Genomic DNA, 26,388 nt, shown 5'->3' with positions numbered 1-26,388 from the left:
CGAACGGGCGCGTCTTGGTTCGACCGAGCGCGCTCAGCTCACGGCGCGCAGGTGGTGATCCACGTCGGGCGCGTCGAGGGCACCGCGTCGATCTCCATCACGAGCAGGAGCTCGCTCGACTCGAACGTGCCGCTCACGCCGTCTCCGCCGCGCGCCGCGCGCAGCGTCGAGAGCGCGGAGAAGTCGACGGTGATCGGCGCGAGCACCGAGCTGCCGCGATGCCCTTGCTCGGCCGGCGTGTGCGCCGTGAACGCCGGGATGACGCGCTCGTACGTCGTGTAGACGAGCGGCATCGTGCGCTCGAGGAACGGCGCCGCGAGCAGCGTGTACCTCGTCTCCGCGTCGCGCAGCGCGAAGGGCTGCTGCGCGTCGATGCGCGCGACGACGCGGCGCCCCGTCGACATGTCCGCGAGGATCTCCGCGTCGGCGGGATCGAAGTTGCGGCCGAGCGCGAACACGAGCGCGGAGCGCTGCACGATCGGCGCGGCCGACTGACACGCGACGTGGCCGCCCGCGCCGCCGAGCGCGCGATACAGATCGCTCGCCTGGAGCGCGACGCGAGCGCGCGTCTCGCCGCGCACGCACGCCTCGGCGACGCACTGCATGCCGGGAGCGCTGCACTCCGCCGCCTGGCCGTCGCCGTCGAGGTCGACGCACGCGACCGGTCCACGGCAGCGGCCCGCGCTCGTGTCGCACGTCACGCCTTCGTCGAACGCGCCCTCGCAGATCGCGTCGCTCGTGCAGCGCACGTCGGAGGGCGCGAGCGCCGTCGCCGCGAAGACGGCGCCCCACACGCGCGCCGCGTCGGACGACGATGCGCGGGGGAACACCGAGCGCGGCGTCTCCGCGGGATCGGCGTCGGGATCCGGCGGGAACCCCTCCGGCGGGAAGGCGTAGCCCGGGCGACCGAACGAGATGCCGACGACGTAGCGATCGGCGCCGACGTGCGTCATCGGCGTCGCCGCGTACGTCGAGAGGATCGCGCGCACGACGAGCGCGACGTCGTCGACGAGCGAGAACGGCGACGCAGTGGGCGGCGGGCTCGCGAGCCGCCCGAGGGCGGCGCGCACCGCGGGGTCGCCGGTGGTCGGGCTCACGAGCGCGGGCAGCAGGTCGGGATGCCAGAGCTCGATCAGCGGGACGAGATCCTCGACCGCGAGCGCCGTGAGCGAGTCCGCGAGCCAGCGCAGGTGCGCCTCGTCGGTGCCGTCGGTGTACTCGTCGAGGTTGCGCAGCCGCCCCACCGGGAGGAGCGCCGTGATGCGGCCCTGCTCGCCGGCGTGCAGGAGATCGTCGTCGAGCGCCTGGAGCTGCGCCTGGAGCTCCTGCACGCGGCGATCACGCGCGCGGATCTCGGTGGCGAGCTCGAGCCTCGCGAGCTCGTAGCTCACGTACGCGTCGAACGCGTTGCGCACCGAGTCGGGCACGTCCGCGAGCGACACCCCGGCGCTCACCTCGAGCTCGTGGATCGCGGCCTCGCGGTACGCGGAGAGCTGCGTCGAGAGCACCGAGCCCTGCTCGACGATCAGCGCGCGATCACCGCGGATCGACTCGAGCACGCCCGCCATCGCGTCCACGACCTGCTGCGCGACGCCGGTCTCCGACTGCAGCACGCGCAGCTCGAGCGAGACGACGTTCGAGTCGCCCGGCGGCGCGAGCGTGCCGCACGAGCTCGTCCAGCCGTCGTTGACGACGAAGTAGAGATCCGCCGCGTCGGGCACGAAGAACGAGCTCGCGCCGCTGCGCAGCAGGTGGATGTCGCGGATGTCCGACGCCATCGTCGAGCCGGGCGCCATCTCGATCACCACGAGCGCGCCCGCGGGCAGCATCGGGAACGGCGTGTCGCGGAGGCGCAGCCCCGCGCTGAAGCGCGCGCTGGTCGAGGTCTCCGCGCTCGTCGTCGTCGCGACCGGGCTGACGTACTCGCCCGTCAGCCACGAGACGATCCCGGCCGCGGCGCTGCACAGCGTGCCTGCCGCCTGTCCGCGGTTGCGCTCGTTCGTCCCCGCGCTGATCCCGCCGCCGGCCGCGACGCTCGCGATCTGACACGCCGGCCCGAGCAGCCCGAGGTCCTCCTGCGTCGACTCGCCGATGCGGCGCACCTCGGCGGACGATCCGCTCACGTCGATCGTGAAGCCCTCGGGTCCGATCGTCGTGCCGGGCGCGACGGGCGGCACGATCACGCCGTCGTCGCCGTCGTGGCTCGGGATCGCGACCTGGAAGCTGCGGAGCGCGCAGAGCGGCGAGTACTCGCCCGCCGCGTGCACCGCGATCATGCGCGGGCCCGTCACCGAGAGCGTCGCGATCCGATCGGGATCGGGCTCACCGCCGTTCGCCGGGTCGATCTCGATCCCGCGCGCGATGGAGTCGACGATGTTCATGCCGCGGCGCAGCGGGAACGCGCGCGCACCGTGGAACCCGCGCACCTCGTAGTGCCGCGTGCCGCCCTCCTGCACGAACGCACCGTCGTCGAGCGTCGCGTCGAGATCGCCCATGAGGTCGACGCCGTTCTCGGGGTCGTACGTCTCGGCGTAGCGCCGCTCGTACTCCTGCAGCGTCATGCGGAGCGCCGCGTGATCGGCGTTGGTGCGCTCGAGCTCGCGCACCAGCTCCTCGCGGTGCTCGATCACCTCGTCGAGCGCGCGCGCTCCGCCGAGCATCGCGAGCAGATCGGACACCACCGCGCGCCGATCCTGCTCGTAGTCGACGATCGCGGCCTCGAGCTGCGAGACGAGCGCCCCGGCGGACTCGATGATCGCGGCGCGTCCATCGGCGCTCACGATGGTGCGCAGCCGCCGGTCGGTGCGCGTCGGATCGACGAGCCCGGTCGCCGCGTACGAGCCCGCGCGCGCGTTGCCGCGCGTGATCACGCTCGCGAGCGCGCGCGCGCCCGGCGTCAGCTGCTCGGTCGGCACGTGCGCGAGATCGACGCGCTCGCTGGCCGGCACCGCGCTCTGCTGCGAGGCCGCCGCGACGTCCTCCGCGAGCGCGACGCGACGACGCGCGATGCGCTCCCACACGCTCTGCCACGACTCGGGCTGCGTGCTCGTGCTCGCATCGGCGAGATCGGGGCCGACCTCGGTCACGAGCGCCTGGAGCTCGGCCGCGTCGTCGACGCTCCCGAGGAGCGCCCAAGTCTGCGCCCAGCGCGGCTCTTCGGACCAGTCGACGCCCGACGCGCGCGCGCCGCCGCACGCCGTGAGCCGGCACGCGAGCTGGTTGTACGGCGAGAGCGAGTCGACGCGATCGAGCGACCCGCGCAGCGCGTCCGCCGTGATCGCGAGCAGCGCCTCGCCGCGCAGCGCGTGCCCCGTGACCGCGAGCTCGGGGAGGATCGTGCCGCTCGGCCCGGTGATCGCGGGGATGCTCGTCTCCTGGAACGCGGCGAGCAGCACGTTGCGATCGAGGCGATCGGCGCGCTCGGTCGTCGTGGTGAGCGCGGCCGCGAGATCGGTGGTCACGTCGGGCGCGGTCTGTCCGTCGGGCACGCAGTCGCCGTCGAGGTCGCTGCTGGGCGCGAGCGCCGGACAGAGCGCGCCGACCACGCGACGCGCGGCGCGGGCACGGCGCCACATCGCGCCGACGAGCCGGTCGAGGTGCGATGCGGTCCACGCGGGCGCGTCCTCGTCGGCCGCGCGCGCCTCGCTCGCGCGCGCGAGCTCGTACCAGCGGCCGATGCCGTGGAGCTGACGCGCGAGCTCGGGCAGCGTGCGGTACGTGCCGGTCACGCCCGACGGCGCGGTGACGTCGACCGTCGCGAGCGCGCTCGGCCGCTCGGTGATCGCGTCGAGGCCACGCTCGATCATCCGGAACGCCGCGACCCGCGCGCGCGCCTCGATCTCCGGCGTGCTGCACGACGGATTCGCCGCGAGGTGCTCGAGGGTCGCGAGGCACTCGGGCGCGAGCACCCACGCCACGGCGCCGCGCGCGCGCGGCGCGTACCCGTCGGCGTCCTGCGCGACGCGCTCGCACATCGCGAGGCGCGCCCCGAGGAATGCGCGCGACGCGGTCGAGCACGCGGCGCCGAACGTGATCGGCTGCGCGCCGGGCTCGCACGAGAGCGGCTGCGCGCTCTCCTCGGGCGCGTACGCGGCGATCGCGTCCGCGCGCTCGATCGCCACGATCTCGTCGGCGTGGAGCTCGAGCATGGTGCGCACCCGCGCCGCGACCCGCGCGCGGTCCGCGGTGGAGAGCAGCGCGCGTCGCGACCACGAGTCGCGCAGGCGCGCCCAGCGCGTCGCGACGGTCGTCCGATCCTCGGCGGTCACGCAGCTGGGCGTCGTCGACGAGCCCGGCGCCGGCGCGGCGCCACCGGGCGGCTGGTAGAGGTAGGGCTCCTCGGTGCCGCAGGTCGCGTGGCGGCACGTCGCGCAGCCACAGACGTTCACGTCCGCGCGCGTGTTGGGATACGGGACGTTGGAGATCGTCACGTCGCAGCGCCGTTGCGTCGTCGACACCGAGATCGACTGCGCGGTCGCGGTGATCGCGGACACGGCCTGCGCCGGCGCGCCGCGCGACGAGGCCTCGCTGCGCGCGAGGTTCGTCTCGTACGACGAGCTGCAGCTGGGCTCCCACCAGCAGATCCGGCGGCGTCGATAGCAGCCGCCGTTCGGGTTCTCCTGGATGCACTCCCACTCGCAGCGCTCGCTCTGTGTGAAGCGCTTGGTGCGGCTCGTGACGTAGTGGCCGAACGCCCAGTTGCTGCAGCTCCGCGCGGCCTCGCAGTAGCCGCCGTTGCACGCGGCGTTCGGCGGGGTGGTGCAGACGCGATGGCGCTGGTACTCGCGCGAGCCGCTGCACGCGCCGCCGAGGCTCGAGTCGTCGCACGCGGCGACCTCGGGGTCGTCGAACTCGTCGCCGAGCAGGAACGACGCGGCGCCGCCATCGTCGACGCCGCCGTCGCCCGAGAGCGACGCGGCGGGCACGACGCCGGGCTCGATCGACGTCGAGCATGCGCTCGCGACCAGCGCGAGCGCGACGAGGGCGAAGCGCGATCGACGAGCGCGTGGAACGCCGGCGAAGCGCGGGTCTGGATCGCAGGTCCGGGCGAAGCGTGTGGTGGGCATCGAGGTCTCCGCCCGCGCCCCTCAGCAACCGGTGTACCTCCGCAATTTCCATGAAGAAATCGCCGCGCGCGCGGGCCGCACGCGAAGCGCACGCGCGCGCGCGCAAACCGTCCGTGCGAGCGACAAAAGTGCGGCGTGGGAGTCGCGCGGCGGCAGCGCGCGGAACGTGCACGTCGCACGAGAACGCGTGCGGGCCGGCGGCTCGGGCTCGGCCCGCCTCACCGCGCACCGGGGCGAGCCGCGCTTCGTCTCAGAGGATCTGCTCGCTCGTCGTGAAGTGATCCCTCACCCACGTGCGCAGCTTCGGCATCCCGAAGCGATCGAGCAGCGGCAGGAACGCGCGCTCGACGCGATCCTCGCGCGTGATCGTCTCGAAGCTGCGCACGCCGACGTCGTGCGCCGCGAGCACGAACGGCATCACCTCGGTGCGCCCTTCGTCGAACGCCTCGAACAGCATCGTCGCCTTCAGGTACGCGGCGGACACGTCGGCGAAGCCCGGGCGCACGCCGCGGATGTGACGGCTGAACGGCTCCGCGATCACGCGCCGATCCGGCAGGTCGCGCAGCCCGTACTGCTCGAGCTGCACCTTGAAGAACGCGCTCGCGCTCACGCCCGGCAGGTCGCGCTTCCGGCGCTCGGCCTCGTAGCCCTCGGCGACCACCACGAGCGCGTGCTCCGCCTTCGAGAGCCCCTCCGCGATCTCGCGCAGCACCTCGTCGGGGAACGAGAAGAACGGCAGCACGATCAGGTGCGCGCGCGCCGCGACGCCGCAGTTCAGCGCGTGACGCCCCGAGCGGTTGCCCATCATCTCGAGCAAGTAGATCCGCTTGTGCGTGTAGCTGTCCTCGTAGAGGCCGCGCGCGATCTCCGCGCCCGCCTCGACGCCGGTGAGGAACCCGATCGCCCGATCGCCGCCGACGTCGTTGTCGATCGACACGTTCACGAACGCCGTCGGCGGGCGCTCGTCGCCGAACGACTGGAGCCACGCCTTGCAGCCCTCGAACGTGCCGTTGCCGCCGACGCACACGAGGTGCGTGAAGCCCTGCGCGCGGAACGTCTGCGCCGCGAGGTCGCGCGTCGCGCGATCGTGGAACCCGAGGTAGCGCTCCGAGCGGAAGTCGCTGCCCGCGTCCTGCACGCGTCGCCCCATCGAGCGCGCCGGGATGTTCTGCGCGAGCAGCTCGTAGCGCTCGCGCCGCGACACCACCATGCGCTCGAAGCGCAGCTCGTGGGTCGCGTCGTTCGTGAGCGAGCGGAACCCCTCGGTCGCCGCCCACACCTCGAAGCCGCGCCGCGTTCCTTCTTCGGTCAGCGCGACCGCGACCGACGAGTATCCGGGCGCGTTGCCGCCGTCGAACACGCAGAGCAGGCGACGCTCGCCGCGCGGAACGCGCGACGGGCGGAGGAAGGGATTGGTCGGCTCGGTCATCGCACCGGATCGGTAGCGTCGAACCGGGTGTCACCGCAAGCCTGAGTGTCGCTCCCGTGGCGCATCGCCGCACCGACGCCCGTGGTACATCGCGGGCCATGAAGAGCCGACGCACCCTGGTCCTCACGCGCCGCGAGGTGGAATCGGTCGCGACGATGCCGATGGCCGTGAGCGCCGTCGAAGAGGCGTTCGCCGCGCACGGTCGCGGCGAGGCGCGAATGCCGCCGAAGGTCTACCTCGACCTGCCCGAGCACGACGGCGACTTCCGCGCGATGCCCTCCGCGCTCGCGCACGTCGCCGGCGTGAAGTGGGTCAACAGCCACCCCCAGAACCCCGCGCGCCACGGCCTGCCCTCGGTGATGGGCGTGTACGTGCTCTCCGATCCCGAGACCGCGCTCCCGCTCGCGATCCTCGACGCGACGTGGCTCACCGCGCTGCGCACCGGCGCCGCCGCGGCGGTCGCGTCGAAGCACCTCGCGTCGGGCGCGCCGCGCACCGTCGGCTTCGTCGGCTCGGGCGTGCAGGCGCGCACGATGCTCGCGGCGCATCGTGTGGTGTTCGGCGAGTCGTTCGAGCCGCTCTTCTCGGATCGTGTGCCCGCGCTCGCCGAGGGCCTCGCGCGCGAGCTCGGCGGCCGGGCGGTGAGCGTCGAAGAGGCGTGCCGCGCCGACGTCGTGAACACCTCGACGCCCTCGCGCACGCCGGTCGTCAAGCGCGCGTGGCTCGCCGCGAGCGCGCACGTGAACGCGATGGGCGCCGACGGCCCCGGCAAGCAGGAGCTCGATCCCGACATCCTCGACGCCGCGCAGGTCGTGATCGACGAGCCCCACCAGGCCGAGCACTCGGGCGAGATCAACGTGGCGATCCACGACGGGCGCTACGCGCTCTCGAAGGTCGCGGGCACGCTCGGCGAGGTGATCGTCGGCGCGGCGACGATCGATCGCGGCGCGCTCACCGTGTTCGACTCGACGGGCCTCGCCATCCAGGACGTCGCGCTCGCGTGGCGCATCGTCGAGGCGGCGCGCGCGAAGAGCGTCGGCGTCGAGCTCGATCTCGTCGGCGTGGGGTGAGACGTGTCCAGATCGGCTCGCGCGCTCAGCGCGCGACGTCGAGCCAGCTCGTCGCGCGCGTCGCGCCGATCGCGTCGAGCGCGCGCGCGTAGTCGACGATCCCGCCGAGCTCGTGCGTCGGCTGCGAGATCGGCGGGCCCGGGGGCCAGTCCGCGGGCGGGCGGTGGATCGCGCCCATCGTGAGCCGCATCGTGATCGCGGGTCCGTCGTCGCCGCGCACCTCGACCCAGAGCACGGGGAGCACGGTCGACGAGACCGGCTCGTGGAACCAGCCGACGCGATACCGCAGGGGCGCCCGCACCTCGCGCTCGCCGGCGATCCGCACGAACGCGCCCGCGCGATCGCGCCCCACCTGCACCACGCTGCGCAGCCGGCCGCGCGCGAGCCACGCGAGGAACGCGCACGCGAGCGCGAGCACGCCCGAGAGCGCGAGCACCTCGGGCAACATCGCGCGCACGTTCGCGTCGAAGACGCCGAGCACGAACGCGAGCGCGAAGAACATCGCGAGCGCGCCGGGGACCGCGTAGGTCCACTCGCCTCGCTTCCGGATCGCAGCACGCTCGAACGTCACGTCCGCCATTCGCTCACCAGAGGAAGTCGGGGCCGAGCTGGAGCACGCGCGCGCGCCCCGGGAACGCGCAGCCGCTCGCGCCGCGCGCGACCTCGTCGCCGTGCGGGTCGCGGATCGCGAGCTCGAGCTCGGCTCCGTCGCACATCTCCCACGGCGTGACGTGATCGCCGCCCGGCTCGGTGCCGCACGCGCCGCGCGTCACGGTGCTCAGCGCGAGCGAGCGCGACGTGCCGGGCGGCAGCGTGATCGCGCCTTCGGGCTCGATGCGCAGGCGCGGCCCGGGATCGCGGTGCGGGTGATCGGCGCGCGCGTCGACCTCGAGGACGCGCGGCGCGTCGCCGAGGTTGCGCAGCTCGATGCGCCCCGGCTCGCACGCGATCACGATCTGCCGCAGCTCGCGCTCGATGCGCGCCGCGTCGTGCTCGGCGCGCGCGCGGAGCGCGCCGTTCGCGAGCAGCCCGAGGCCGAGCACGAACGTCACCGGCCCGTTGAGCCAGAGCCAGACGCCGCGCGCGTCGAAGAGCGGCAGGTAGTGCCCGGCGGCGCGCGCGCCCTCGCGCGTCAGGAGGTGACGCCGCCGGATGGGCCACACGAACGCGCCGATCGCGATCGCGAGGACGCCGAAGCCCAGCGTCAGGACGGTCTCGTCGCGCACGGTGCGAGGATACGATCACCGCGCGCGCGCCCCTCCTCGGCGTCGCGCGGGCATTCGACGATCCCCACCCTCGCGCGCTCGATCCCCACGCCGGGCGCGTCGATCCCCGCTCGCGAGGGCTCGATCCCCAGCGACGGTGATTCGATCCCCGGCGACGAAATTCCGATCCCCGGCGACGAAATTCCGATCCCCGCCCGCGAGCACTCGATCCCCGGCGGCGATCACGAAGCGCCCGCGCGTCGCGCCCGCGATACCCGCCAAATCCAGCGCGATCCCCACTTCGCACGACGCGATCCCCGCCGGGGATCGTCTCGGGCGACCCGGGGAGGCGCGCTCGCCATCGAGGGACCGAATCGTCGCGCCGAGGATCGAAAAACGCCGACCGCGGATCGAAATCGTCCCAGCGAGGGATCGAATTTCCGCAGCGAGGGAGTGCGACGCCGGACCGAGGGATCGCGATCGCCGCACCGAGGAGCACGATCGCGGCACCGAGGGATCGCCGCGCCGCGCCGAGGAGCGGCCCCGCGCGGCGCGGGGAAGTACCATCGCGCGCGATGCAGCCATTCGAGTCGGACGTCATCGTCGTCGGCGCGGGCTTCGCCGGGCTCTCCGCGGCGCGTCGTCTCTGCGCCGCGGGGCGTCGCGTCGCGGTGCTCGAGGCGCGCGATCGCGTCGGCGGTCGCGTCTACACCGAGACCCACCACGGCACCGCGATCGATCTCGGCGGGCAGTGGCTCGGGCCGACGCAGGATCGCGCGCTCGCGCTCGCGAAGGAGCTCGGCCTCGCGACCCATCGCCAGCACGTCGAGGGCCACAACGTGCTGCACTTCGGCGGCAAACGACGGCTCTTCCGCGGCACCGTCCCGCGCGTCGACGCGGCGTCGCTCGCCGCGGTCGGATGGGTGTGGTTCCGCCTCGATCAGCTCGCGAAGGAAGTGCCGCTCGACGCGCCCTGGGAGGCGAAACAAGCGAGCGAGTGGGACGCGACGACGCTCGACACGTTCCTCCGCACCCACGCGCCGACCGAGGGCGCGCGCAAGCTGCTGCGCTACGCGATGGAGACCGTGTTCGCGGCGGATCCCGCGGACCTGTCGCTGCTGCACGTGCTCTTCTACATCCGCTCGGGCGGTGGGCTCGATCGGCTGCTCTCGAGCGAGAACGGCGCGCAGCAGGATCGCGTGGTGGGTGGCATGCAGCGCCTCGCGGAGGCGCTCGCCGCGAAGCTGCCCGAGGGCACGCTGCGCCTGTCGACGCCGGTGCGCGCGATCGAGCACGACCGCGACGGTGTCGTGGTGCGCAGCGACGACGCGGCGTTCTCGGGCTCGCGCGTGATCGTGGCGCTGCCGCCGATGCTCGCGGGGCGACTGCGGTATGCGCCAGCGATGCCGAGCGCGCGTGATCAGCTGACGCAGCGCGTGCCCCAGGGCGCGGTGATCAAGTGCATCGCGATCTACGAGCGCGCGTGGTGGCGCGAGGAAGGTCTGTCGGGCCACGCGATCACCGATCTCGCGCCCGCGCACGTGCAGTTCGACGCGTCGGCGCCCGAGGGCACGCCGGGCGTGCTGCTCGGGTTCATCGAGGGCGCAGCGGCGCGCGAGTGGAGCGATCGACCGCGCGGCGAGCGACGCGACGCGGTGCTCGCGTGTTTCGCGCGCTGCTTCGGAGTGCGCGCGGGGCTGCCCGTGCACTACGTCGACAAGAGCTGGACCGAGGACGAGTGGAGCCGCGGGTGTTACGCGGGGTACTTCCCGCCCGGCGTGTGGACGAGCTCGGGCAAGGCGCTGCGCGCGCCGATCGGACGGGTGCACTGGGCGGGCACCGAGACCGCGACGGTGTGGAACGGGTACATCGAAGGCGCGATTCGATCGGGCGAGCGGGCGGCGGAGGAAGTTCTCCGCAGCGAGCGGTGAGAGCGAGCGCGCGTTGAACGCACCGTCGAGGTGCGGGCACGCAGGCGAGGAGGCTTCATGCGCTCGCACTCGCCAGCTCGCTCTTCCTTCGTCCTCGGTGTCTTCACGTCGCTCGGTCTCGTCGTCGGATGCACCTCGGAGACGCCCACGTTCGACACCGCGACGGTGTCTCGCTTCGAGTCCGCGCTGGCCTCGACGCAAACGTCCGAGGGCTCCGCCGGCACGCTCATGCTCGTCGAGGACGGCGCGGGACGGCGCTGGGTCGGAGCCACCGGCGCGGCCGACCTGGAGGCCGACACGCCGGCGACCGAAGACACGCTCTTCCGCTCGGCGAGCATCGCGAAGACGTTCACGGGCGCGCTCGTGCTGTCGCTCCACGAAGAGGGCCTCCTCTCGATCGACGACCCGATCTCCACGTACGTGCCGAGGGTGCCGCGCGGCGACGAGATCACGCTGCGGATGCTGCTCCAGCACACCTCGGGGATCGTCAGCTACACGCGGACGCCGCCCTATCAAGAGGCGCTCGCGTCGGACCGGACGCGCACGTTCACGGCCGACGAGCTGATCGACATGGCGATCGCGGAGCCCGCGGACTTCCCGCCCGGCGCGGCGTGGAACTACTCGAACACCGGCTACATCCTGCTCGGCGTCGCGGTGGAGTCCGTCGTCGGCCGGTCGATCGCCGACGAGTGCACGGCGCGGTTCTTCGTGCCCCTCGGCATGACCGACACGCGCGCGCTCTCGAGCGGGACGCCCGACGCGCTCTGGAGCAGCTACGTGCCCGGCGGCGCGGCCGGGCCCGCGGCCGTCGTGACGCCGACGAGCTACGCCGCCGACGGCGGCTACGTCACGTCGCTCCACGACATGGCGATCTGGGCGCGTGAATTCCTCGGCGGGCGCCTCCATCGCCGCGAGACGCTCGCGCTCGCCGACGTGCCGGCGGGCGGCGCCGTGCTCGAGGGCGTCGCGCAGGCCTATGGCTACGAGACGGGCGGATACGGGATGGGATACGTGGTCGCGCTCGATCCTGCGCTCGGCGACGTCCGCCTGGGCGCTGGGAACACCGACGGTGCACGCACGTTCGTCGGCTATTCGACCGACGCCGACGTCGGCTTCGTCGTCGCCGTCAACGTCGGCGAGGGCGCGGCGCCGCTCGTCGAGACGCTCTCGGCCGCGCGCCCGCTGCTCGCGGCGGTGCGAGAGACGTTCGGCTCGCGCTGATCGGCCGGCGGCGGTGCGTGCTCAGAACTCGATCGTCACGCGGACCGCGGTCGGCCCGAGCGCGAGACCGACGCGGCGCTCGAGCGTGCGGCGACGCTCCTCGAGATCGTCGCGGTGGGTGTCGCTCCGGCGCTCGAGGTAGCCCGCGCGGCGATCCGCGAAGCTCGCGCCCGAGAGCAGCACCGCGCTCACCAGCGCGGTCGCGAGGCCGCCGATGATCCACTCCGGCGCGTCGTAACAGCCGAGGTCCGCCTCGGCGACACACGCGCTCTGCAGCGCCGCGATCACCAGCGTCGACACCGACGCGACCGCGAGCCCGACGCCGCCCACGTAGAGCGCGACCGCGAGCAAGCGCTCCTGGCCCGCGGCGTCCATCTCGCGCTGGAGCGCGAGCTCGTCGATCTGCAGGCTCGCGAGCTGGCGCGCCGCGCTGCGCTGCTCGGCGCTCGGGGTGACCGGCGAGTCGAGCGCGCTCGCAGGCGCGCTCGGCACCTCGTTGGCGGCCGGCGCCTCGTCCGGTCGGGCGCTCGGCGCCTCGCTGGATGGTGCGCCCAGCGCCTCCGCAGGATCCTGCGCGCGCGCGACCCCGGAGCACGCGAGCCCGAAGACCAACACACATCCCGCGAGCGCGAGTCTCGTCACCGACCTGGGGTCGACCGTGCTGCGCGGGTTTTCCAATCGACCTGACCGCCTCACGTGCGCATCTCGCCCCGTCGCGCGCGCAGACAAGCCGCTCGCGCGTCGGATCGCCCCACTCTACGACGAGCGCGGGTCACGTGCCGGACGCGCGCTGCGACGAGACGACGTCCTTCACCAGCTCCCCGTCCTTCATGATGACGAGCAGCTTCGAGCTCGGGTCCGCGAAGACGCCGAGGTCCGCGAGCGGATCGCCGTCGACCAGGAGCAGGTCCGCGAGCGCGCCCTCTTCCACGACGCCGAGCCGACCCGGGTACGGGTTGCGCTCTCCCGAAAGCGCGAGCAGCTGCGCGTTGTCGTACGTCGCGAGCCGGAGCGCCTGCGCCGTCGTGAACCAGCGCGTGAGCTTCGCGAGCTGCGCGCCCTGACGATCCGCGAGCCTCGCGTCGAAGAGCACGTCGGTGCCCCACGCGAGCTTCACGCCGTGCTTCTTCGCGAGCAAGTACGCCTGGTCGGTCCCGGAGAACACGCGTCGCGCCTTCGCGCGCCCTTCGGGCGTCGGCAGCGGATGCGCGTCCTCGTCGTCGAGGAAGGTCTGCATCGACCACCAGACGCCGCGGGCCGCCATCATCGCGGCGGTCTCGTCGTCGACGAGGTGGCCGTGCTCGATGCACCGCACGCCGGCGCGGATCGACTGCTGCACCGCGCGCGGCGTGTACGCGTGCACCATCACGTAGGTGCCCCAGTTCTCCGCGCACTCGACGGCCGCGCGCATCTCGTCCTCGGTGTACTGCGTGACGTCGATCGGGTCGTGCGGCGACGAGACCCCGCCGCCCGCCATCACCTTGATCTGCGACGCGCCGAGCATCAGCTGCTCGCGCGACGCGCGCAGCACCTCGGCGACTCCGTCCGCGAGCGCCGCGGCGCCGAGCCGCTCCGCGTACGAGAGGTGCGCGCAGCAGTCGCGGGGCACCTCGTGGCGCGCGCGGAAGTCTCCGTGGCCCGAGGTCTGCGAGATGAACGCGCCGCTCGGATAGATGCGTGGGCCGGCGCACACGCCGGTGTCGATCGCGCGCTTGAGCCCGAACGCCGGGCCGCCCGCGTCGCGCACGGTGGTGAACCCGCGCATCAGCGTGCGCTCCGCCTCGCGCGCCGCGACGATGTGGATGAACCCCGGATCGGCGGTCATCAGCACTTCGGGCGAGAGCGTCGCGAACGTCGCGTGCCAGTGCGCGTCGACGAGGCCGGGCGTCAGCGTCTTGCCGCGGCCGTCGATCACCTTCGTGTCGCCGGCGCCGGCGATCGGCGACGTGGAGATCGCGTCGATGACGTGGCCGCGCACCAGCACGTGCGAAGGCGCGGAGAGCGCGGTCGATCTCCCGTCGAAGACGCGAACGTTCGAGAAGAGCGTTGCCCTCGGCTCGGAGCTCAAGACGAGGCCTCCACGTCGCGCTGACGAAGCGTCGCGCAGACGAGGCGCTAGCTAGCCCCGGCGCGGCCGTGCGCCGACCCGCGATGCGGGGAGCACGCGCCGCGGGACCACCGCCGCGGAGCCAGCGCCGCGGAGCCAGCGCGTCAGGCGACGACCGCGAGCGCGCGGCGCGGGCGCGCCGCCGGCAGCGCCTCGAACGCGCGCTTCCAGTCCGCGAAGCGCCCGCCCGCGTGCACGGCGTCCATCACCGCGCGACCCTCGGCGCGACCGCCCTGCGCGAGCACCCACTCGATCCACGCCCAGCGCGCGCTGGTCGCGCGCACGTCGACGCGACCCTTCGTGCCGCGGCGCAGCTGCTCGAGGCGCTCCTCGACCGGCTTGATCCCCGCGAAGGGCAGCCCGTCCATCGGCGTGTTGCGCTTGCTGACGAAGGGCGCGATCCCGAGCGAGAGCGGCGCGATCTTCGAGAGCTCGGTCGCGAAGACGATCAGCTCGTCGATGTCCTGCGCTTCCTCGCCGGGCAGGCCGACCATCATGTAGAGCTTGAGCCGCTCGAGCCCGTGGGCGCGCGTGAGCTCCGCCGCGCGCAGCAGGTGTCGCTCCTGCGCCTTGCGCTGCACCTGGTCGCGAAGACGCTGGCTCGCGCCGTCGCTCGCGGTGGTCAGCGTGCGATAGCCCGCGCTCTTCAGCGCGGCGACGAAGCGATCGTTGAGGCGATCGGGGCGCAGCGACGAGAGCCCGACCTGGCGGCCCTGCCCTGCGAGCGTCTCGACGATGTCCGCGATCTTCGGGTGATCGCTGACCGCCGCGCCGACGAGACCGACGCGCCGCGCGTCGGCGGGGACGAGCCCGAGGATCTTCTCCATCGGCACGATGCGCATGCCGCCGTTCGTGCTGCGGCGCATCACGCAGTACGCGCAGCCGCGCGAGCAGCCGCGCTCGGCCTCCATCAAGAACATGTCGCGCAGCTCGGTGTTCGGCGTGCGGATCGCGGCGTACGCGGGGAGCTTCTCGAGGTCCGCCTTCGCGACGTGCGGCATCTCGTCGCCGTGGATCGAGGGCACGAAGCACGAGTCGATCTCGCGCGCGAGCGCGGCGAGGATCTCGTGCTTCGATCCGCCCGCGCCGAAGATCACGTCGAGCGCCTGGTGGATCGTCTCGTCGCACTCGCCCATCAGGATCGCGTCGGCGTACGGCGCGAGCGGCAGCGGGTTCGAGAACGTGAGCGGCCCGCCGCACAGCACGATCGGATGACGCGGACCGCGCTCCTCGGCGAGCGGCGGCATCCCCGCGAGCTCGAGGCACTGCACGACCCCGGCGAGCTCGATCTCGTACGCGACGCTCATCGCGACGACCGGGAAGTCGGAGACCGGGCGCTCGTTCTCGTAGGTGAGCAGCGGCAGGCGCGCGCGCTGCCACGCGCTCACGTCGTCGGGGAGGAACGCGCGCTCCGCGGACCGGCCGCTCGCGTGGATCTCGCGGTAGATCTGCTGGAACCCCAGCGAGCTCATGCCGGTGTGGTAGGGGCTCGGGTACACCAGCGCGACGCGCTCGGCGGCGTGGCTCGAGAGCGTGCCGATCTCCGCGGCGAGCCGCTCTCGGATCACCGCGCGCAGCGAGCTCGCGTGGGAGGACTGCTTCATGCGCGAGCGCCGAGTATGGGACGGGGCCCCGCCGAGCGGTAGCTCGGGCCCGTGATCTGGTTCAGAGCCGGAGCCAGAGCGCGAAGGTCATCGTCGTGTTGGGGAGCGCGTAGGCGAAGTACCGCACGTTCTGGTCGCCGTCGTAGCGGTGCAGCGCGAGCTGGACGACCACCGCCGAGAGGTCGAGCCGGACGTCGATCGTCGAGCGCAGCATGACGCCGGGCTGCTCGATCCACACGAACGCGCGCTGCTCGAGGCCGAGCACGAGACGCACCCCCGCGGGGTCCCCGAGGCTCAGCGCGACGCGCCCCGAGGGCTCGAGCCATGACGCGCCCGGCAGCGTGCCGGCGCGACCTCCGACGTCGCCCTCGGCCTCGATCCACGCCCACGGCGCGAGCGTCGAGCTCGTCCATCCCCCCGCGCTCGCGTCCGCCGCCACACCGACGCGGATGCCCTGCCCATCGGGGTGGTATTCGTAGAGCCACACGCCGGTGTCGAGGTCGTAGCGGCTGAACTCGTGCCACCAGCGCTGCTGTCCGGTCGCGCCGATCGCCACGACCTCCTCGCGGTTCGAGACCTCCACGGCGAGGCCCCAGCGGATGCGCCACGGCCCGAGGCCGCGCCGGATCCCGCCGCCGAGCCGCAGTCGGCTGAGCTCGTGGAAGTGGATCGGCAGCGTGGCCTCGTGCATCGGAGGCAGGCCGCTGATCGAGCGCGTGAAGAGCGCGCTCGTGAGGTCGAGCTCGAGGACGCCGCGATCCGCGATGTCGTAGGACATGCCGATCGACGACGCGTGGGTCCGCCCGAGATCGTTCCCGTCGAGCTCCGGCCCCGCCATGCGCGCGTAGGTCCCGAAGAGCAGGTTGTCGTTCTCGATCGCGAGCCTCAGCTCGAAGGGGCCGTCGCGTGGGACCGGTGGATCCGCGTGCGCGACCGACACGATCGCGAGCCACGTCATCGAGACGATGGCTGCGCGCCACGACGAGGCGCTCGCGCACGTCCGCGCGCAGGCCTCGCGCAGCGCGTGCGAGCACGCGCGCATGCTGCCGCTCCCACGACGCGTCGCCCCGCGCGCCCTGCCCGAGCGCGCGTGCGGTCGTCTCGCGCACCTCGGTGCGCTCTCGGCAGCTACGTGGGATCACGCCGAGAGCCCACAAGAACGCAGGCGTGGACGAGAATTCGGGACGCGGCTGGAGTGCTCGCGAAGCAGCCGGCGGACGGGAGCGCCCGTCTCGGGCGCGGACGGGCGCTGGCGGCGCAGCGAGCCGTTGAGATCGGGCCTCAGGGGCGCAGCCGCTCGACGAGCGGACGACCGGTCGCGCGCTCCTCGCCGCGCAGCTCGATCTCGCGGACCTGCATCGGTCCGTCGAGGTGCACGAACACGTGATCGAGCACCGCCTCCCGACCGTCGATGTCCGCGTGCACCGCGCCCACGCAGCGGTCGCCGGCGAGCTGCACGAGCGCGAGCAGGCGTCGCTGCGGGAACGCCTGCAGGCGCAGCTCGATCCAGCTCCCGTTGGGCTCGCTGACGCGCACGGACTGGTGCGCGATGCCATAGCCGCGATGATCGAGCATCGAGAGATCGGCGAGCGGCTCCTGCCCGGGCTCGAAGCGACGCCAGTACGCGTAGATCGGCGCGCGCGACGCGGGCGAGCACTGCTCGTCGAGCCTCACGCCGTAGTCGACGCGGTTCCGGTCGTCCGACTTCGCGATGTAGAAGAGCGTCGGGAGGTCGAACGCCCCGATGCGCGGATCGGCGCGCGCCATCGACACGATCACGAGCAGCGCGAGCGCGACGAGCAGGGATGCGCGAGGAGCGGTCACGGCGATGCCTCCGCCGCTCCCATCTACGCACCGTTCACTGGATCGCGCTGAAGATCCGATCCCAGCGAATGTGGGTCTCGTTCGACCAGTAGATCGCGAGCGCGCGGCCCTTCACGCGCGAGATCGGGATCATGCCGACGCGCGGGTTGCGGCTGTCGTTGCTGCGATCGCGGTGATCACCGAGCACGAAGATGTGGCCCGGTGGCACGACGACCGGGGACATGCTCTCGGGCACGCTCAGCATCGAGTGGCTGGTGCGCCACAGCTCGCCGTTCGTGCCCTCCTCGATCCACTCGCAGTCGGTCGGATCTTCGCTGCTCTCTTCCTCGAGGCAGGGCCCGAGCACGCGGCGATGGATGGGCTCGCCGTTGCGCCACACGACGTCCTCGCGGATCTCGATGCGATCGCCGGGCACGCCGATCACGCGCTTGACGATGTCGATGTCGTCGTACGGGCTCTTCACGATCACGACGTCGCCGGGGTTCGGCATGCCCCAGCTCACGACGGCGTCGCTCGTGAACGGCAGGAACAGCCCGTAGGGGAACTTCGCCACGACGACGCGATCGCCGTTGAGCAGCGTGGGCTCCATCGAGGGCCCGTCGATCTCGAACGCCTCGAAGAGGACGATGCGGATGAAGAACGCGAGCAGCACCGCGCCGCCGATCGTCTTCATGTTCGACTTCGTGCGGCGCCAGCGCTCCTCGTCGCTCTCGCGGATGGCCGCGGCCGCCTTCGCGGTGGCCTCGGCGGTGGGGTCGCGCGGGACGCCGATCTCGCCGAGCTCGTTTCGCAGGTCCGCGGGCTTCGTCGGCTTCGTGGGGTCCTCGCTCATCCGTGCACCGTGGGCCCGAGCGGGAGCGAGGTGGCGAGGCGTGCCTCGCGCTCGGCCAGGGTGCGAAGGCGCGCGCGCGCGTCGGACTCGCCGAAGCGCTGCTCCGCGAGGCGCGCGAAGAGCCGGTAGTGCGTCGCCTCGGACGCCATGAGGTCGCGGTAGAAGAGGCGCATCGTGCCGTCGCCGAGGCCCTCCGCGAGCAGCTTGAAGCGCTCGCACGAGCGCGCCTCGATCAGCGCGGAGATGAGCAGTCGATCGAGGAGCGCGGGGACCTCGTCGGCGTCCTCGCGCGCGACCTTGCGCAGCGCGACGACGTAGCCGTCGGTCGCGGGCATGCCGAGCGTGCGGCCGCGCGCGCGGAGCTTCTCCTCGACCTCGCGGAAGTGCTCGGTCTCCTCGTGCGCGAGCGCGACGAGCGGCGCGACCATCTCGGGCATCTCGCCGCCGTGGCGACCGACCAGCGAGAGCGCGGAGTGAGCAGCCTTGAGCTCGCAGTGCGCGTGATCGGAGAGCAGGCGATCGAGGTCTCCCTCGACCGCGAGCAGCCATTCGCGGTCGGTGGGTGCGAGCAGGCCCAGCATGAGGCGCCGAACGCTATTGCGACGCCCCCTCCTGGTCAAGGAAGGCAGGAAAATCAGAGCAGCGCGAGCAGGCTCGCGACGATCGAGAACGCGAAGCAGCTGAGGCCCAGCACTAGGAAGAGTCCGATCGCCTTCAGGATCAAGATGCTGCGCAGGTGGCCGAACGCGCTCACGAGCTGGTGCAGCGCGTCCGCGGTGCGCTCGTCGCGATGACGTCGCACCACGCGCCCGAAGTGCCACCCCGCGAGCAGGCTCCACAGCCCGATCGCCCCCGAGATCACGGCGAGCGCGGCGCTCGGCACGCTGCCGCGGCCCTGCGCCCACTGCGCGGCGAACACGCCGCAGATCGCGAGCGTCGCGAGGCCCGTCACGCCGAGCCAGCCCGCGAGCGAGCGCACCATGCGCGCCTCGGACTTCGCGAACGGCACCGGCTCGGCCCGCGGCACGGCAGGCGCGGGGATGGGCTCGGGCTCCGCGATCGGCGCGGGCGTCGGCGCCGGCGTCTTGGGGACCGAGGGGTCCGACTCGCGGATCGCGATCTCGCTCGAGTCGGGCGCGGGCGGCGGCTCGGAGAGCACGAGCTCGAGGCGACGCGGCGCGGGCGCAGGCGTGGGCTCGCGCGCGCTCTCTTCGCGCCGACGCCCGCGCACCTCCGGCGGCTCGCCGGTCACGCCCATCCCGGGATCGCCCAGGCGAGCAACGCCGCGAGCGCGAGCAACGTGAACAAGGCCTCGATGCGGTAGTAGCCGCGGATGCGCCGCAGCGCGTTCTCGAGGTGGTGGCGATCGAGCTCGTCGCCGTGCACCACGCGCTCGAGATCCTCGGCGCCGTCGATCAACATCACGCCGCCCCAGAGCAGCAGCGCGCCGAGCAGCGACACGGCGAGGCCGACGCCGAGCAGCATCTCGAGCGTGACCTCGCCGAGCGTGATCAGCGGCGGCGTCGCGTCGGCGGGCTGCGTCGCGCTCGGGGTCGCGAGGGCCTCGGTGGTGCCGTACGCGATGGCGATCCCCATCACCGTGAGCATCAGCGCGCCGCCCGCGAGCACCTGGAACCGGCCGAGCAGGCCCATCCAGCGCGACATGCCCTCGACGATGCGCGCGTCGCGCGGATCGAAGGGAATGCGCGAGAGCGCTCGCTCCTGAACGGACTCGCGTTCCACGGGGTCGGACATGGTACCGCGTCACGGGCTCCGACGAGCCCCGATGAGCGTGGATTCAGTGATACCGGAACCGGGCCCGCGTGGTATGAGGCGCGCTGCCTCGCGTATGCGGACGCTCGCGATCGACACTTCGGGCGACCTCGGCGTCGTCGCGATCACCGACGGCGGAGAGGTGCGCGTCGAGATGCACACGCGCGTCCGCTCGCGGCACGGCGAGACGCTGCTGCCGACGATCGAGCGCGCGCTCGCGCTCGCGGAGCTCGACGTCGCGGCGATCGATCTGCTCGCGGTCGGGCTCGGGCCGGGATCGTTCACCGGGGTGCGCATCGGGGTCTCGACGGTGAAGGGGCTCGCGCTCGCGCGCGGCACGCCGGTGGTCGGGGTGCGCACCACGCGGGTGATCGCGCGCGGGCTCTTCGGCGCGCTGCGGGTGCCGGTGATCGACGCGCACAAGGGCGAGGTGTTCGTCGCGGTCTACGAAGCCGACGCGCGCGGTGCGCTGACGACGCGCCTCGACGAGACCCACGGCCCGCCGGAGGTCGCGGCGCGCGCGATCCGCGACGCGATCGGCGACGTGCTGGCCGATTCGCGCACGCCGGTGCTCGCGGGCGGTGGGCTCGCGGTGTACGGCGATCGCGTGAGCGCGGTGCTCGGACCGCTGATCACCGCGCCGCGCGCCCTCGACGTGCCGCGCGGCGCGCTGCTCGCGCTCGAGGCCGAAGAGGCGCTCGCGGCGCGCGGGCCCGACGACCTCGCGTCGCTCGAGCCGCTCTACGTGCGCGCCTCGGACGCGGTGCTGCCCGGCTCCTCGCGCGTGCCCTGACCGCGCGCCGAGCGGTAGAGCCGCTCGTAGAGACGCGCGCTGCGATCCCACGAGTGATCGATCGTCATCACGCGGTGCTGGAGCGCGCGGAACGTCGCGGGCTGGGTGAACGCCGCGATGCCGCGCTGGATCGCCGCGAGCATCGCGTCACCGCTGTCCTCGTCCCAGAGGAAGCCGCTGCCGGAGCTGAGACGCGGATCGCAGTCGACGACCGCGTCCGCGACGCCGCCGGTGCGCCGCGCGATCGGGAGCGCGCCGTAGCGATGCGCGTGCATCGCGCGCGCGCCGCCCATGCTCTCGGTGGGCGCGGCCGCGTTCGGCCCGGCGCTGGGGCTCGGCACGATGACGAGATCGCTCGCGCCGAGCGCGCGGTGGACCATCCCCTGATCCGCGTCGTGCCGCACCGCGATGCGATCCGACCAGCGCTGCGCGAGCGCCACGAAGCGCGAGACGATCGCGGGATCGCTCCCGGGCTCGGTCACGACGACGATCTGCACGTCGTTGCGGAGCAGCTTCGTCCCGACGTCCGCGAGCACGTCGAAGCCGCTGCCCGCCGTCGCCACGCCGATCGCCGAGACGAGCGCGACGTCGCCGCGCACCGGGAGGCCGAGCTCCTTCTGCATCGCGCTCTTGCAGCGCTGCTTGCCGTACGCGCTCTTGCCCTTCTCGGTGGGCGACCCCGCGACGTCCATCGCGTCGAAGCGCGCCTCGAGCCAGGGATCGGTCGCCGCGTTCCACACCGAGACGTCGACGCCCTCGAGGATCCCGGCGAGCGCCTTGCCGCGCGCGCTCAGCGCGCCCTCGAGCCCGCCCGCGCTCTCCGTCGCCTCGCGCGCCGAGGTCGGCGACGGCGTGGTGATGCGCGACGCGGTCTGGATGCCGGCCTTGAGCGGCGAGAGCTTCCCGTAGAACTCGACGCCGTCGATGCGCCACCACTTCTCGGGCACGCCGAACGTCGCGAGCTGCGCGCGATCGTAGCGGCCGTGCGCGCCCAGGTCGTGCACCGTGAGCACCGTCGGGATCGCGGCGAGCGCGGGGTCTTCGCGCATCAGCACCGGGAGGATCGCGGTCTGCCAGCCGATGCAGTGCACGACCTCGGGCAGCGCGTCGCGGCGCTTCATCAGCTCGATCGTCGCGCGCGCGAACGCGCCCCAGCGCGCCGCGGTCTCGGGCCCGGTGTCGGTCGCGCTCGCGTTGCGCGGGAAGAGCGTCTCTTCGGCGAGGAACGCGAGATCGACGCCGCCCGAGCTGCGCCCCTCGAAGAGCGGGAGCGCGCGCTTCTGACCTTCGAGCTCGACCTCGATCTTCACGAGCCTTCGCGCGAGGTGCTTCGACGCGGGATCGATCGACGCCCACAGCGGCGAGAGCACCGTGACCTTGTGACCGAGGCCGCGCAGCGCCTTGGGCAGCGCCGCCGCGGTCTCGCCGGCGCTCGTGGCGCGGCTGTAGGGCGCGATCTCGGCGGTGACGACGAGGATGTCCATGCGGCGCCGGGCATACCACGACGACGCCCGGACCTCTACATGCGTCCCGTGAGCGATTACGCTGCGCGCCGTGGATCGTCGCGGTTGGATCGCCTTCTTGCTCGTGCTGCTCGCGATCGGCGGAGCGATCGTCGGTTGGAACGCGTGGATCGAGGCCGAGGAGCGCGCCGACGCGTCGCGACGCGAGGCGCGACGCGCCGAGCGGATGCGCGAGGCCGAGGCGCGCGTCGCGCGGCTGATCGAGGAGAGCCGCGCGCTGATGCCGGAGGTGGTCGAGGGCGTCGCGCTCGGGCTCACGATCGACGAGGTGCGCGCGGCGCGGCGGGCGATCGCGCCCGCGGGAGGCGCGAGCCGCGAGGGCCTCATCATGATGGAGGAGCGCCTCTCGAACGGCGGCCAGGCGATGTACGGCTTCGATCGCCAGGCGCAGCGGCTCGTGCAGGTGCAGGTGCTGAGCATGCTGCCGACGACGCGGGCGATCTCGCCGCACCTCACGGCGATGCGTGATACCTACGGGACGCCCACGGGCGTCTGGGACTGTCCGACCACCGGCGGCGTGCCCACGCGTCGGTTCACGTGGCGCCGCTCGTACACGACCGTCAGCGACGTCTTCCTGATCTACGGCGACCGCGCGTCGGTCACGCTCTACATCGCGACGAGCGAGCAGATCGGGCGCAGCCTGCAGATGGCGAGCTGCGTGGCGGTCCCGGCGGAGCGCATCGATCAATTCCCGGTCGCGTCGCCGGAGCAGCTGCAGCAGGTGCAGGGCGGGCGCTGACGCGATCGCGCGCGGTCGGTGCGGCGCGCTGCCCCGATGGCGGCTGCGTGCGTGACGACGCGCCCCGCTCAGGCGCTCGCGCAGATCGGCGACACGCCCTCGGAGCGCCATGCCGCGAGCAGCTGGTCGGGCTGCTCTCCCGCGACGGCCGCGGCCGCGCACGCGGCCTCCTCGACCGTTCGCGCGACCCGCGCGCGCTCGCCCCAGCCGATCGCGGTGATCGCCGCGCGAGCGAAAGCACGCGCGAGCGCACGTCCCGGCCCCGAGCCCTCGATGACGAGATAGAGCCGCTCGATCTGCGCGGCGGTCACCCGCAGCATGCTCGCGATGCACGCGCGCACGTCGGCACCGGGCGGCGCGAGCGAGCGCGGCACCGCGACGAGCACCAGCGGCGCGGACGCGCGACCGAAGCCCGAGTGCGTCTCGGCCTCGAGGCGGTCGACGTCGACCGCGGTGGGCGCGCCCATCCAGCGCACGCCGAGCACGCGCCCGGTCAGGGCGGACTTGTACGGCATCTCCTCCCGTCGCTCCTCGGCGCCGCGACGGAGCAATCGACGCGCCGACCGAGGCACGTCGGCGGCAGCGAAACGCGGCATGGACAAGCGAAGGATGGCGAAGGACATCGCGGCGCACGCCGTGCTCTGGAAGGTCGCGCGCGCGCTGCCGGTGATCGGCGTGCTCGCGTCGGCGTTCTACGTCGTGCGGCGGATCCGCGCGAAGGGCGCGCTGCGCGGGGGCGTGGACACGGCGCTCGACATGACTCCGTTCGTCGGGCGCCTGAAGGCGATCTACGAGCTCTTCGCGGGCGACGTGATCCCGCCGCGGAAGCAGACGAGCGTCACGCCCGAAGCGACCGTGATGGCGTGAGCGAGATATCCTCGCGCGCATGCGCGCGTTCCTCGCTCTCTCGTGCCTGCTCGCTCTCGCGTGCTCCTCGCCCGCCGCGGAGCCCGCACCGCCGCCGCCTGCCCCGACCGAGGCGCCGCCGCCCGCGGTGGTCGCGCCGGACACGCGCGCGACGCCCGACGAGGCGAGCGCGGCGGAGGCGTGCGCGCGCGTGATCGTCGTCGCGTGGTCGGGCGCGGCGCACGCACCGGCATCGATCACGCGCACCCAGGACGAAGCGCGTGCTCGCGCGGAGCAGCTGCGCACGCGCCTCGTCGCGGGCAGCGACGATCTCGCCACGCTCGCGCGCACCGAGAGCGACGCGGCGTCGAGCGGACCGCGCGGAGGCCTGCTCGGCACCTACACGCGCGAGGACTGGCCCGCGGCGCACGAGCCGATCCGCGATGCGGTCTGGGCGCTGCGCACCGGCGCGATCAGCGACGTGCTCGAGGCGCCCTACGGCTACGTCGTCGCGCAGCGCTGCGCGGTGGAGCACGTGCACACGCGGCACGTGCTGGTGCGCTACGCGGGCGCGCGCAACGCGGGCCCGGAGATCACGCGCACCCGCGGCGAGGCCGAAGCGAGGGCGCGCGAGCTGCTCGCGCGCGCGCAGGCGCCGGGCGCCGACTTCGCGGCGATCGCGCGCGAGGAGAGCGAGGACGCGAGCGCCGAGCGCGGCGGGGATCTCGGGGTGACCGGCCGCGGCCGCCTCGCGCAGGCGTTCGAGGATGCCGCGTACGCGCTCGACGAGAACGCGATCGCGGGGCCGATCGAGACCGAGTTCGGCTTCCACGTGATCCAGCGCCTGCCCGAGTGACCGCCATGACGCTGCGCGCGCGACTGCGGATCGTCGCGGTCAACGACGTCTACTCGCTCGACCACCTGCCGCGGCTCGTGAGCCTCGTGCGCCACCACGCGACGCACGATCCCGCGGACCGGATGCTCGTGGTCGTCGCCGGCGACTTCGTCGCGCCGAGCGTGCTCTCGAGCCTCGACTCGGGGCGCGGCATGGTCGACTGCCTGCGCCACGTGCCGATCACCCACGCGATCCTCGGCAACCACGAGGACGACATCGAGGTCGATCAGCTCCGCGCGCGCTTGCACGAGCTGCGCGCGACCGTGCTGCTGAGCAACGTGCACGGCCTCGACGAGTCGTTCCCGAAGACCGAGGTGCTCGACGTCGCGGGCGTGCGCGTCGGGCTCGTCGGCGTCACGAGCGGAGAGCCGTCGCTCTATCGACGTCCGCCCTTCGGCGGCGCGCGCGTGGACCCCGCGAACGAGACCGCGCGACGCCTCGCCGACGAGCTGCTCGCGAGCGGCTGCGCGTGCGTGCTGCCGATCACCCATCAACGCGCCGACCAGGATCGCGCGCTCGCGCGCACCACGCCGCCCTTCCCCGTGATCCTCGGCGGGCACGAGCACGACGGCTTGCTCGAGCGGATCGGCGCGACGTGGCTCGCGAAGGCTCCGTCCGACGCGGTGCGCGCGACCGTGATCGATCTCGTGTGGACGAGCGGCACGTTCCCCGAGGTGCACGCTCGCTTCGAGGCGGTCGCGGACCATCCCGAGGACGACGCGATGCGCGCGCGCGTCGACCAGCACCTCTCGCTCGTGCGCGATCTCGAGACCGCCACGGTCGCGATCCTCCCGCCCGGCGTGACGCTCTCGTCGATCGGCTCGCGCGTGCGGCAGACCTCGATGGGCACGCTGATCTGCTCGCGCCTGCGCGACGCGCTCGAGGCGGACGGCGCGATCTTCAACGGCGGCGGGATCCGCGGCGCGCGCAAGCACCGAGGACGGCTCACCTACGGCGACCTGCAGGGCGAGCTCCCGTTCGACAACGAGGTCGTCGTGGCGCCGCTGCCGGGCGCGGTGCTGCGCGACGCGATCGCGACGTCGCGCGCGCATGCGCCGGTCGAGTCCGGAGGGTTCCTCCAGGTCGACGATCGGATGATCGTCGACGCGCGACACCAGCTCGTGCAGGTCGCCGGCGCGCCGTTCGATCCCGCGCGCATCTATCGCATCGCGCTGGTGCGGAGCTTCTTCGACGGCATGGACGAGATCGAGCCGCTCGTGCGGTTCGCCGCCGCCCACCCCGACGAGATCCCGACCGCGACCACCGGGCGCGAGGTGAAGGCCGCGCTCGTCAGCGCGTTCTGCACGACGCTCTGGGCGCAGCTCGGCGGCTTCGACGCGATCGATCGCGACGACGACGGAGCCGTCACGCGCGACGAGGTCGCCGGCGCGATCGGTCGCGCCGTCGGAGCGCCGTCGGAGAGCGCGGCGCGCGTGGTGATCGACGCGCTCGATCGCGACGACGACGGCCGGCTCACGCCCGACGAGACCGGCGACGAGCGCTGACGCGTCAGGCGTCGATGTGGCCGAT

At 73.2% G+C, this 26,388-nt stretch carries 23 protein-coding genes; 8 read left to right on the top strand and 15 right to left on the bottom strand.

The window, feature by feature from the left end:
- Positions 1-38: 38 nt before the first annotated feature.
- Both DB32_RS07360 and DB32_RS07355 read right to left on the bottom strand, forming a co-directional pair.
- A complete protein-coding gene (locus tag DB32_RS07360) occupies positions 39-5,066 on the bottom strand; it encodes a hypothetical protein (RefSeq protein WP_053231710.1) in 5,028 nt (1,675 codons plus the stop codon).
- A 250-nt stretch (positions 5,067-5,316) separates the two neighbouring features.
- On the bottom strand, positions 5,317-6,495 hold the full coding sequence (locus tag DB32_RS07355) for a 6-phosphofructokinase (RefSeq protein ID WP_053231709.1): 1,179 nt from the start codon (positions 6,493-6,495) through the stop codon (positions 5,317-5,319).
- 98 nt (positions 6,496-6,593) lie between these two features.
- On the opposite strand from DB32_RS07355, the gene DB32_RS07350 reads away from it, so the two are divergent.
- Positions 6,594-7,565, top strand: coding sequence for an ornithine cyclodeaminase family protein (locus tag DB32_RS07350; RefSeq protein ID WP_053231708.1), 972 nt, complete (start codon positions 6,594-6,596; stop codon positions 7,563-7,565).
- A gap of 25 nt (positions 7,566-7,590) precedes the next feature.
- Here the strand turns inward: DB32_RS07350 and DB32_RS46490 are convergent, their stop codons facing one another.
- A complete protein-coding gene (locus tag DB32_RS46490; protein ID WP_053231707.1) occupies positions 7,591-8,145 on the bottom strand; it encodes a hypothetical protein in 555 nt (184 codons plus the stop codon).
- A gap of 4 nt (positions 8,146-8,149) precedes the next feature.
- Positions 8,150-8,791, bottom strand: coding sequence for a hypothetical protein (locus DB32_RS45030; protein ID WP_053231706.1), 642 nt, complete (start codon positions 8,789-8,791; stop codon positions 8,150-8,152).
- Positions 8,792-9,345: 554 nt separating this feature from the next.
- Between DB32_RS45030 and DB32_RS07335 the strand changes: the two genes are divergently transcribed.
- Positions 9,346-10,701: a flavin monoamine oxidase family protein gene (locus tag DB32_RS07335; protein ID WP_053231704.1), complete on the top strand. Its 1,356-nt coding sequence runs from the start codon at positions 9,346-9,348 to the stop codon at positions 10,699-10,701.
- A gap of 57 nt (positions 10,702-10,758) precedes the next feature.
- Complete coding sequence (locus tag DB32_RS07330) at positions 10,759-11,922, top strand: serine hydrolase domain-containing protein (protein ID WP_053231703.1); 1,164 nt, start codon at positions 10,759-10,761, stop codon at positions 11,920-11,922.
- 21 nt (positions 11,923-11,943) lie between these two features.
- Here the strand turns inward: DB32_RS07330 and DB32_RS07325 are convergent, their stop codons facing one another.
- The 9 genes from DB32_RS07325 to DB32_RS07285 all read right to left on the bottom strand — a co-directional run bounded on the left by DB32_RS07325 (position 11,944) and on the right by DB32_RS07285 (position 20,032).
- A complete protein-coding gene (locus tag DB32_RS07325) occupies positions 11,944-12,564 on the bottom strand; it encodes a hypothetical protein (RefSeq protein ID WP_157068814.1) in 621 nt (206 codons plus the stop codon).
- Between the two features lie 130 nt (positions 12,565-12,694).
- Positions 12,695-13,990 carry a metal-dependent hydrolase family protein gene (locus DB32_RS07320; RefSeq protein WP_053231701.1) on the bottom strand — a complete coding sequence of 432 codons (1,296 nt, stop codon included), beginning with the start codon at positions 13,988-13,990 and terminating at the stop codon, positions 12,695-12,697.
- Between the two features lie 143 nt (positions 13,991-14,133).
- Positions 14,134-15,633, bottom strand: coding sequence for a B12-binding domain-containing radical SAM protein (locus tag DB32_RS07315; RefSeq protein WP_053231700.1), 1,500 nt, complete (start codon positions 15,631-15,633; stop codon positions 14,134-14,136).
- Positions 15,634-15,694: 61 nt separating this feature from the next.
- The gene (locus DB32_RS07310; protein WP_053231699.1) at positions 15,695-16,675 is read right to left on the bottom strand and encodes a hypothetical protein; all 981 of its coding nucleotides are present in this window, start codon (positions 16,673-16,675) and stop codon (positions 15,695-15,697) included.
- A 239-nt stretch (positions 16,676-16,914) separates the two neighbouring features.
- Positions 16,915-17,457, bottom strand: a complete 543-nt coding sequence (locus tag DB32_RS07305) for a DUF4833 domain-containing protein (protein WP_053231698.1) — start codon at positions 17,455-17,457, stop codon at positions 16,915-16,917.
- Between the two features lie 34 nt (positions 17,458-17,491).
- Complete coding sequence (gene lepB / locus DB32_RS07300; protein WP_053231697.1) at positions 17,492-18,289, bottom strand: signal peptidase I; 798 nt, start codon at positions 18,287-18,289, stop codon at positions 17,492-17,494.
- The gene (locus DB32_RS07295; RefSeq protein WP_053231696.1) at positions 18,286-18,870 is read right to left on the bottom strand and encodes a MiaE family protein; all 585 of its coding nucleotides are present in this window, start codon (positions 18,868-18,870) and stop codon (positions 18,286-18,288) included. Before DB32_RS07295 ends, lepB begins: the two co-directional genes overlap by 4 nt.
- 53 nt (positions 18,871-18,923) lie before the next feature.
- The gene (locus DB32_RS07290; protein ID WP_157068812.1) at positions 18,924-19,541 is read right to left on the bottom strand and encodes a hypothetical protein; all 618 of its coding nucleotides are present in this window, start codon (positions 19,539-19,541) and stop codon (positions 18,924-18,926) included.
- Complete coding sequence (locus tag DB32_RS07285; protein ID WP_157068811.1) at positions 19,538-20,032, bottom strand: hypothetical protein; 495 nt, start codon at positions 20,030-20,032, stop codon at positions 19,538-19,540. The genes DB32_RS07290 and DB32_RS07285 overlap by 4 nt, the downstream gene beginning before the upstream one ends.
- Positions 20,033-20,138: 106 nt before the next feature.
- Here DB32_RS07285 and tsaB point away from each other — a divergent pair, with 106 nt between their 5' ends.
- Positions 20,139-20,855: a tRNA (adenosine(37)-N6)-threonylcarbamoyltransferase complex dimerization subunit type 1 TsaB gene (tsaB, locus tag DB32_RS07280; protein WP_053231693.1), complete on the top strand. Its 717-nt coding sequence runs from the start codon at positions 20,139-20,141 to the stop codon at positions 20,853-20,855.
- Here tsaB and DB32_RS07275 read toward each other — a convergent pair.
- Complete coding sequence (locus tag DB32_RS07275) at positions 20,804-22,339, bottom strand: glycogen synthase (RefSeq protein ID WP_053231692.1); 1,536 nt, start codon at positions 22,337-22,339, stop codon at positions 20,804-20,806. The two genes, tsaB and DB32_RS07275, sit on opposite strands and share 52 nt — an antisense overlap.
- Positions 22,340-22,409: 70 nt before the next feature.
- On the opposite strand from DB32_RS07275, the gene DB32_RS48010 reads away from it, so the two are divergent.
- Positions 22,410-23,117: a hypothetical protein gene (locus DB32_RS48010; RefSeq protein WP_053231691.1), complete on the top strand. Its 708-nt coding sequence runs from the start codon at positions 22,410-22,412 to the stop codon at positions 23,115-23,117.
- 68 nt (positions 23,118-23,185) lie between these two features.
- On the opposite strand, the gene DB32_RS07265 is transcribed toward DB32_RS48010, so the two are convergent.
- Positions 23,186-23,632, bottom strand: coding sequence for a hypothetical protein (locus tag DB32_RS07265; protein ID WP_157068809.1), 447 nt, complete (start codon positions 23,630-23,632; stop codon positions 23,186-23,188).
- A 79-nt stretch (positions 23,633-23,711) separates the two neighbouring features.
- On the opposite strand from DB32_RS07265, the gene DB32_RS07260 reads away from it, so the two are divergent.
- Genes DB32_RS07260 through DB32_RS07250 form a run of 3 tightly spaced genes read left to right on the top strand, consistent with a single transcriptional unit; the run spans position 23,712 to position 26,363 of the window.
- Positions 23,712-23,984: a hypothetical protein gene (locus DB32_RS07260; protein WP_157068808.1), complete on the top strand. Its 273-nt coding sequence runs from the start codon at positions 23,712-23,714 to the stop codon at positions 23,982-23,984.
- Positions 23,985-24,003: 19 nt separating this feature from the next.
- Positions 24,004-24,819 carry a peptidylprolyl isomerase gene (locus DB32_RS07255; RefSeq protein WP_053231688.1) on the top strand — a complete coding sequence of 272 codons (816 nt, stop codon included), beginning with the start codon at positions 24,004-24,006 and terminating at the stop codon, positions 24,817-24,819.
- A 5-nt stretch (positions 24,820-24,824) separates the two neighbouring features.
- Positions 24,825-26,363 (top strand): 5'-nucleotidase C-terminal domain-containing protein, encoded by a 1,539-nt coding sequence (locus DB32_RS07250; protein WP_053231687.1) that lies wholly within the window; start codon positions 24,825-24,827, stop codon positions 26,361-26,363.
- The last annotated feature ends 25 nt before the right edge of the window (positions 26,364-26,388 follow it).

This window comes from Sandaracinus amylolyticus, assembly GCF_000737325.1.
Lineage (GTDB): Bacteria > Myxococcota_A > Polyangia > Polyangiales > Sandaracinaceae > Sandaracinus > Sandaracinus amylolyticus.
The sequence above is the reverse complement of the archived record's forward strand: the minus strand, read 5'-3'. Positions and strand labels throughout refer to the sequence as shown.

Excerpts from the sequence above, each read along its gene's own strand:
- DB32_RS07360 (WP_053231710.1), bottom strand. The coding sequence starts at position 5,066 with ATGCCCACCACACGCTTCGCCCGGACCTGCGATCCAGACCCGCGCTTC.
- DB32_RS07355 (WP_053231709.1), bottom strand. The coding sequence starts at position 6,495 with ATGACCGAGCCGACCAATCCCTTCCTCCGCCCGTCGCGCGTTCCGCGC.
- DB32_RS07350 (WP_053231708.1), top strand. The coding sequence starts at position 6,594 with ATGAAGAGCCGACGCACCCTGGTCCTCACGCGCCGCGAGGTGGAATCG.
- DB32_RS46490 (WP_053231707.1), bottom strand. The coding sequence starts at position 8,145 with ATGGCGGACGTGACGTTCGAGCGTGCTGCGATCCGGAAGCGAGGCGAG.
- DB32_RS07335 (WP_053231704.1), top strand. The coding sequence starts at position 9,346 with ATGCAGCCATTCGAGTCGGACGTCATCGTCGTCGGCGCGGGCTTCGCC.
- DB32_RS07330 (WP_053231703.1), top strand. The coding sequence starts at position 10,759 with ATGCGCTCGCACTCGCCAGCTCGCTCTTCCTTCGTCCTCGGTGTCTTC.
- DB32_RS07315 (WP_053231700.1), bottom strand. The coding sequence starts at position 15,633 with ATGAAGCAGTCCTCCCACGCGAGCTCGCTGCGCGCGGTGATCCGAGAG.
- DB32_RS07310 (WP_053231699.1), bottom strand. The coding sequence starts at position 16,675 with ATGCGCGCGTGCTCGCACGCGCTGCGCGAGGCCTGCGCGCGGACGTGC.
- lepB (WP_053231697.1), bottom strand. The coding sequence starts at position 18,289 with ATGAGCGAGGACCCCACGAAGCCGACGAAGCCCGCGGACCTGCGAAAC.
- DB32_RS07295 (WP_053231696.1), bottom strand. The coding sequence starts at position 18,870 with ATGCTGGGCCTGCTCGCACCCACCGACCGCGAATGGCTGCTCGCGGTC.
- tsaB (WP_053231693.1), top strand. The coding sequence starts at position 20,139 with ATGCGGACGCTCGCGATCGACACTTCGGGCGACCTCGGCGTCGTCGCG.
- DB32_RS07275 (WP_053231692.1), bottom strand. The coding sequence starts at position 22,339 with ATGGACATCCTCGTCGTCACCGCCGAGATCGCGCCCTACAGCCGCGCC.
- DB32_RS07265 (WP_157068809.1), bottom strand. The coding sequence starts at position 23,632 with ATGCCGTACAAGTCCGCCCTGACCGGGCGCGTGCTCGGCGTGCGCTGG.
- DB32_RS07260 (WP_157068808.1), top strand. The coding sequence starts at position 23,712 with ATGGACAAGCGAAGGATGGCGAAGGACATCGCGGCGCACGCCGTGCTC.
- DB32_RS07255 (WP_053231688.1), top strand. The coding sequence starts at position 24,004 with ATGCGCGCGTTCCTCGCTCTCTCGTGCCTGCTCGCTCTCGCGTGCTCC.
- DB32_RS07250 (WP_053231687.1), top strand. The coding sequence starts at position 24,825 with ATGACGCTGCGCGCGCGACTGCGGATCGTCGCGGTCAACGACGTCTAC.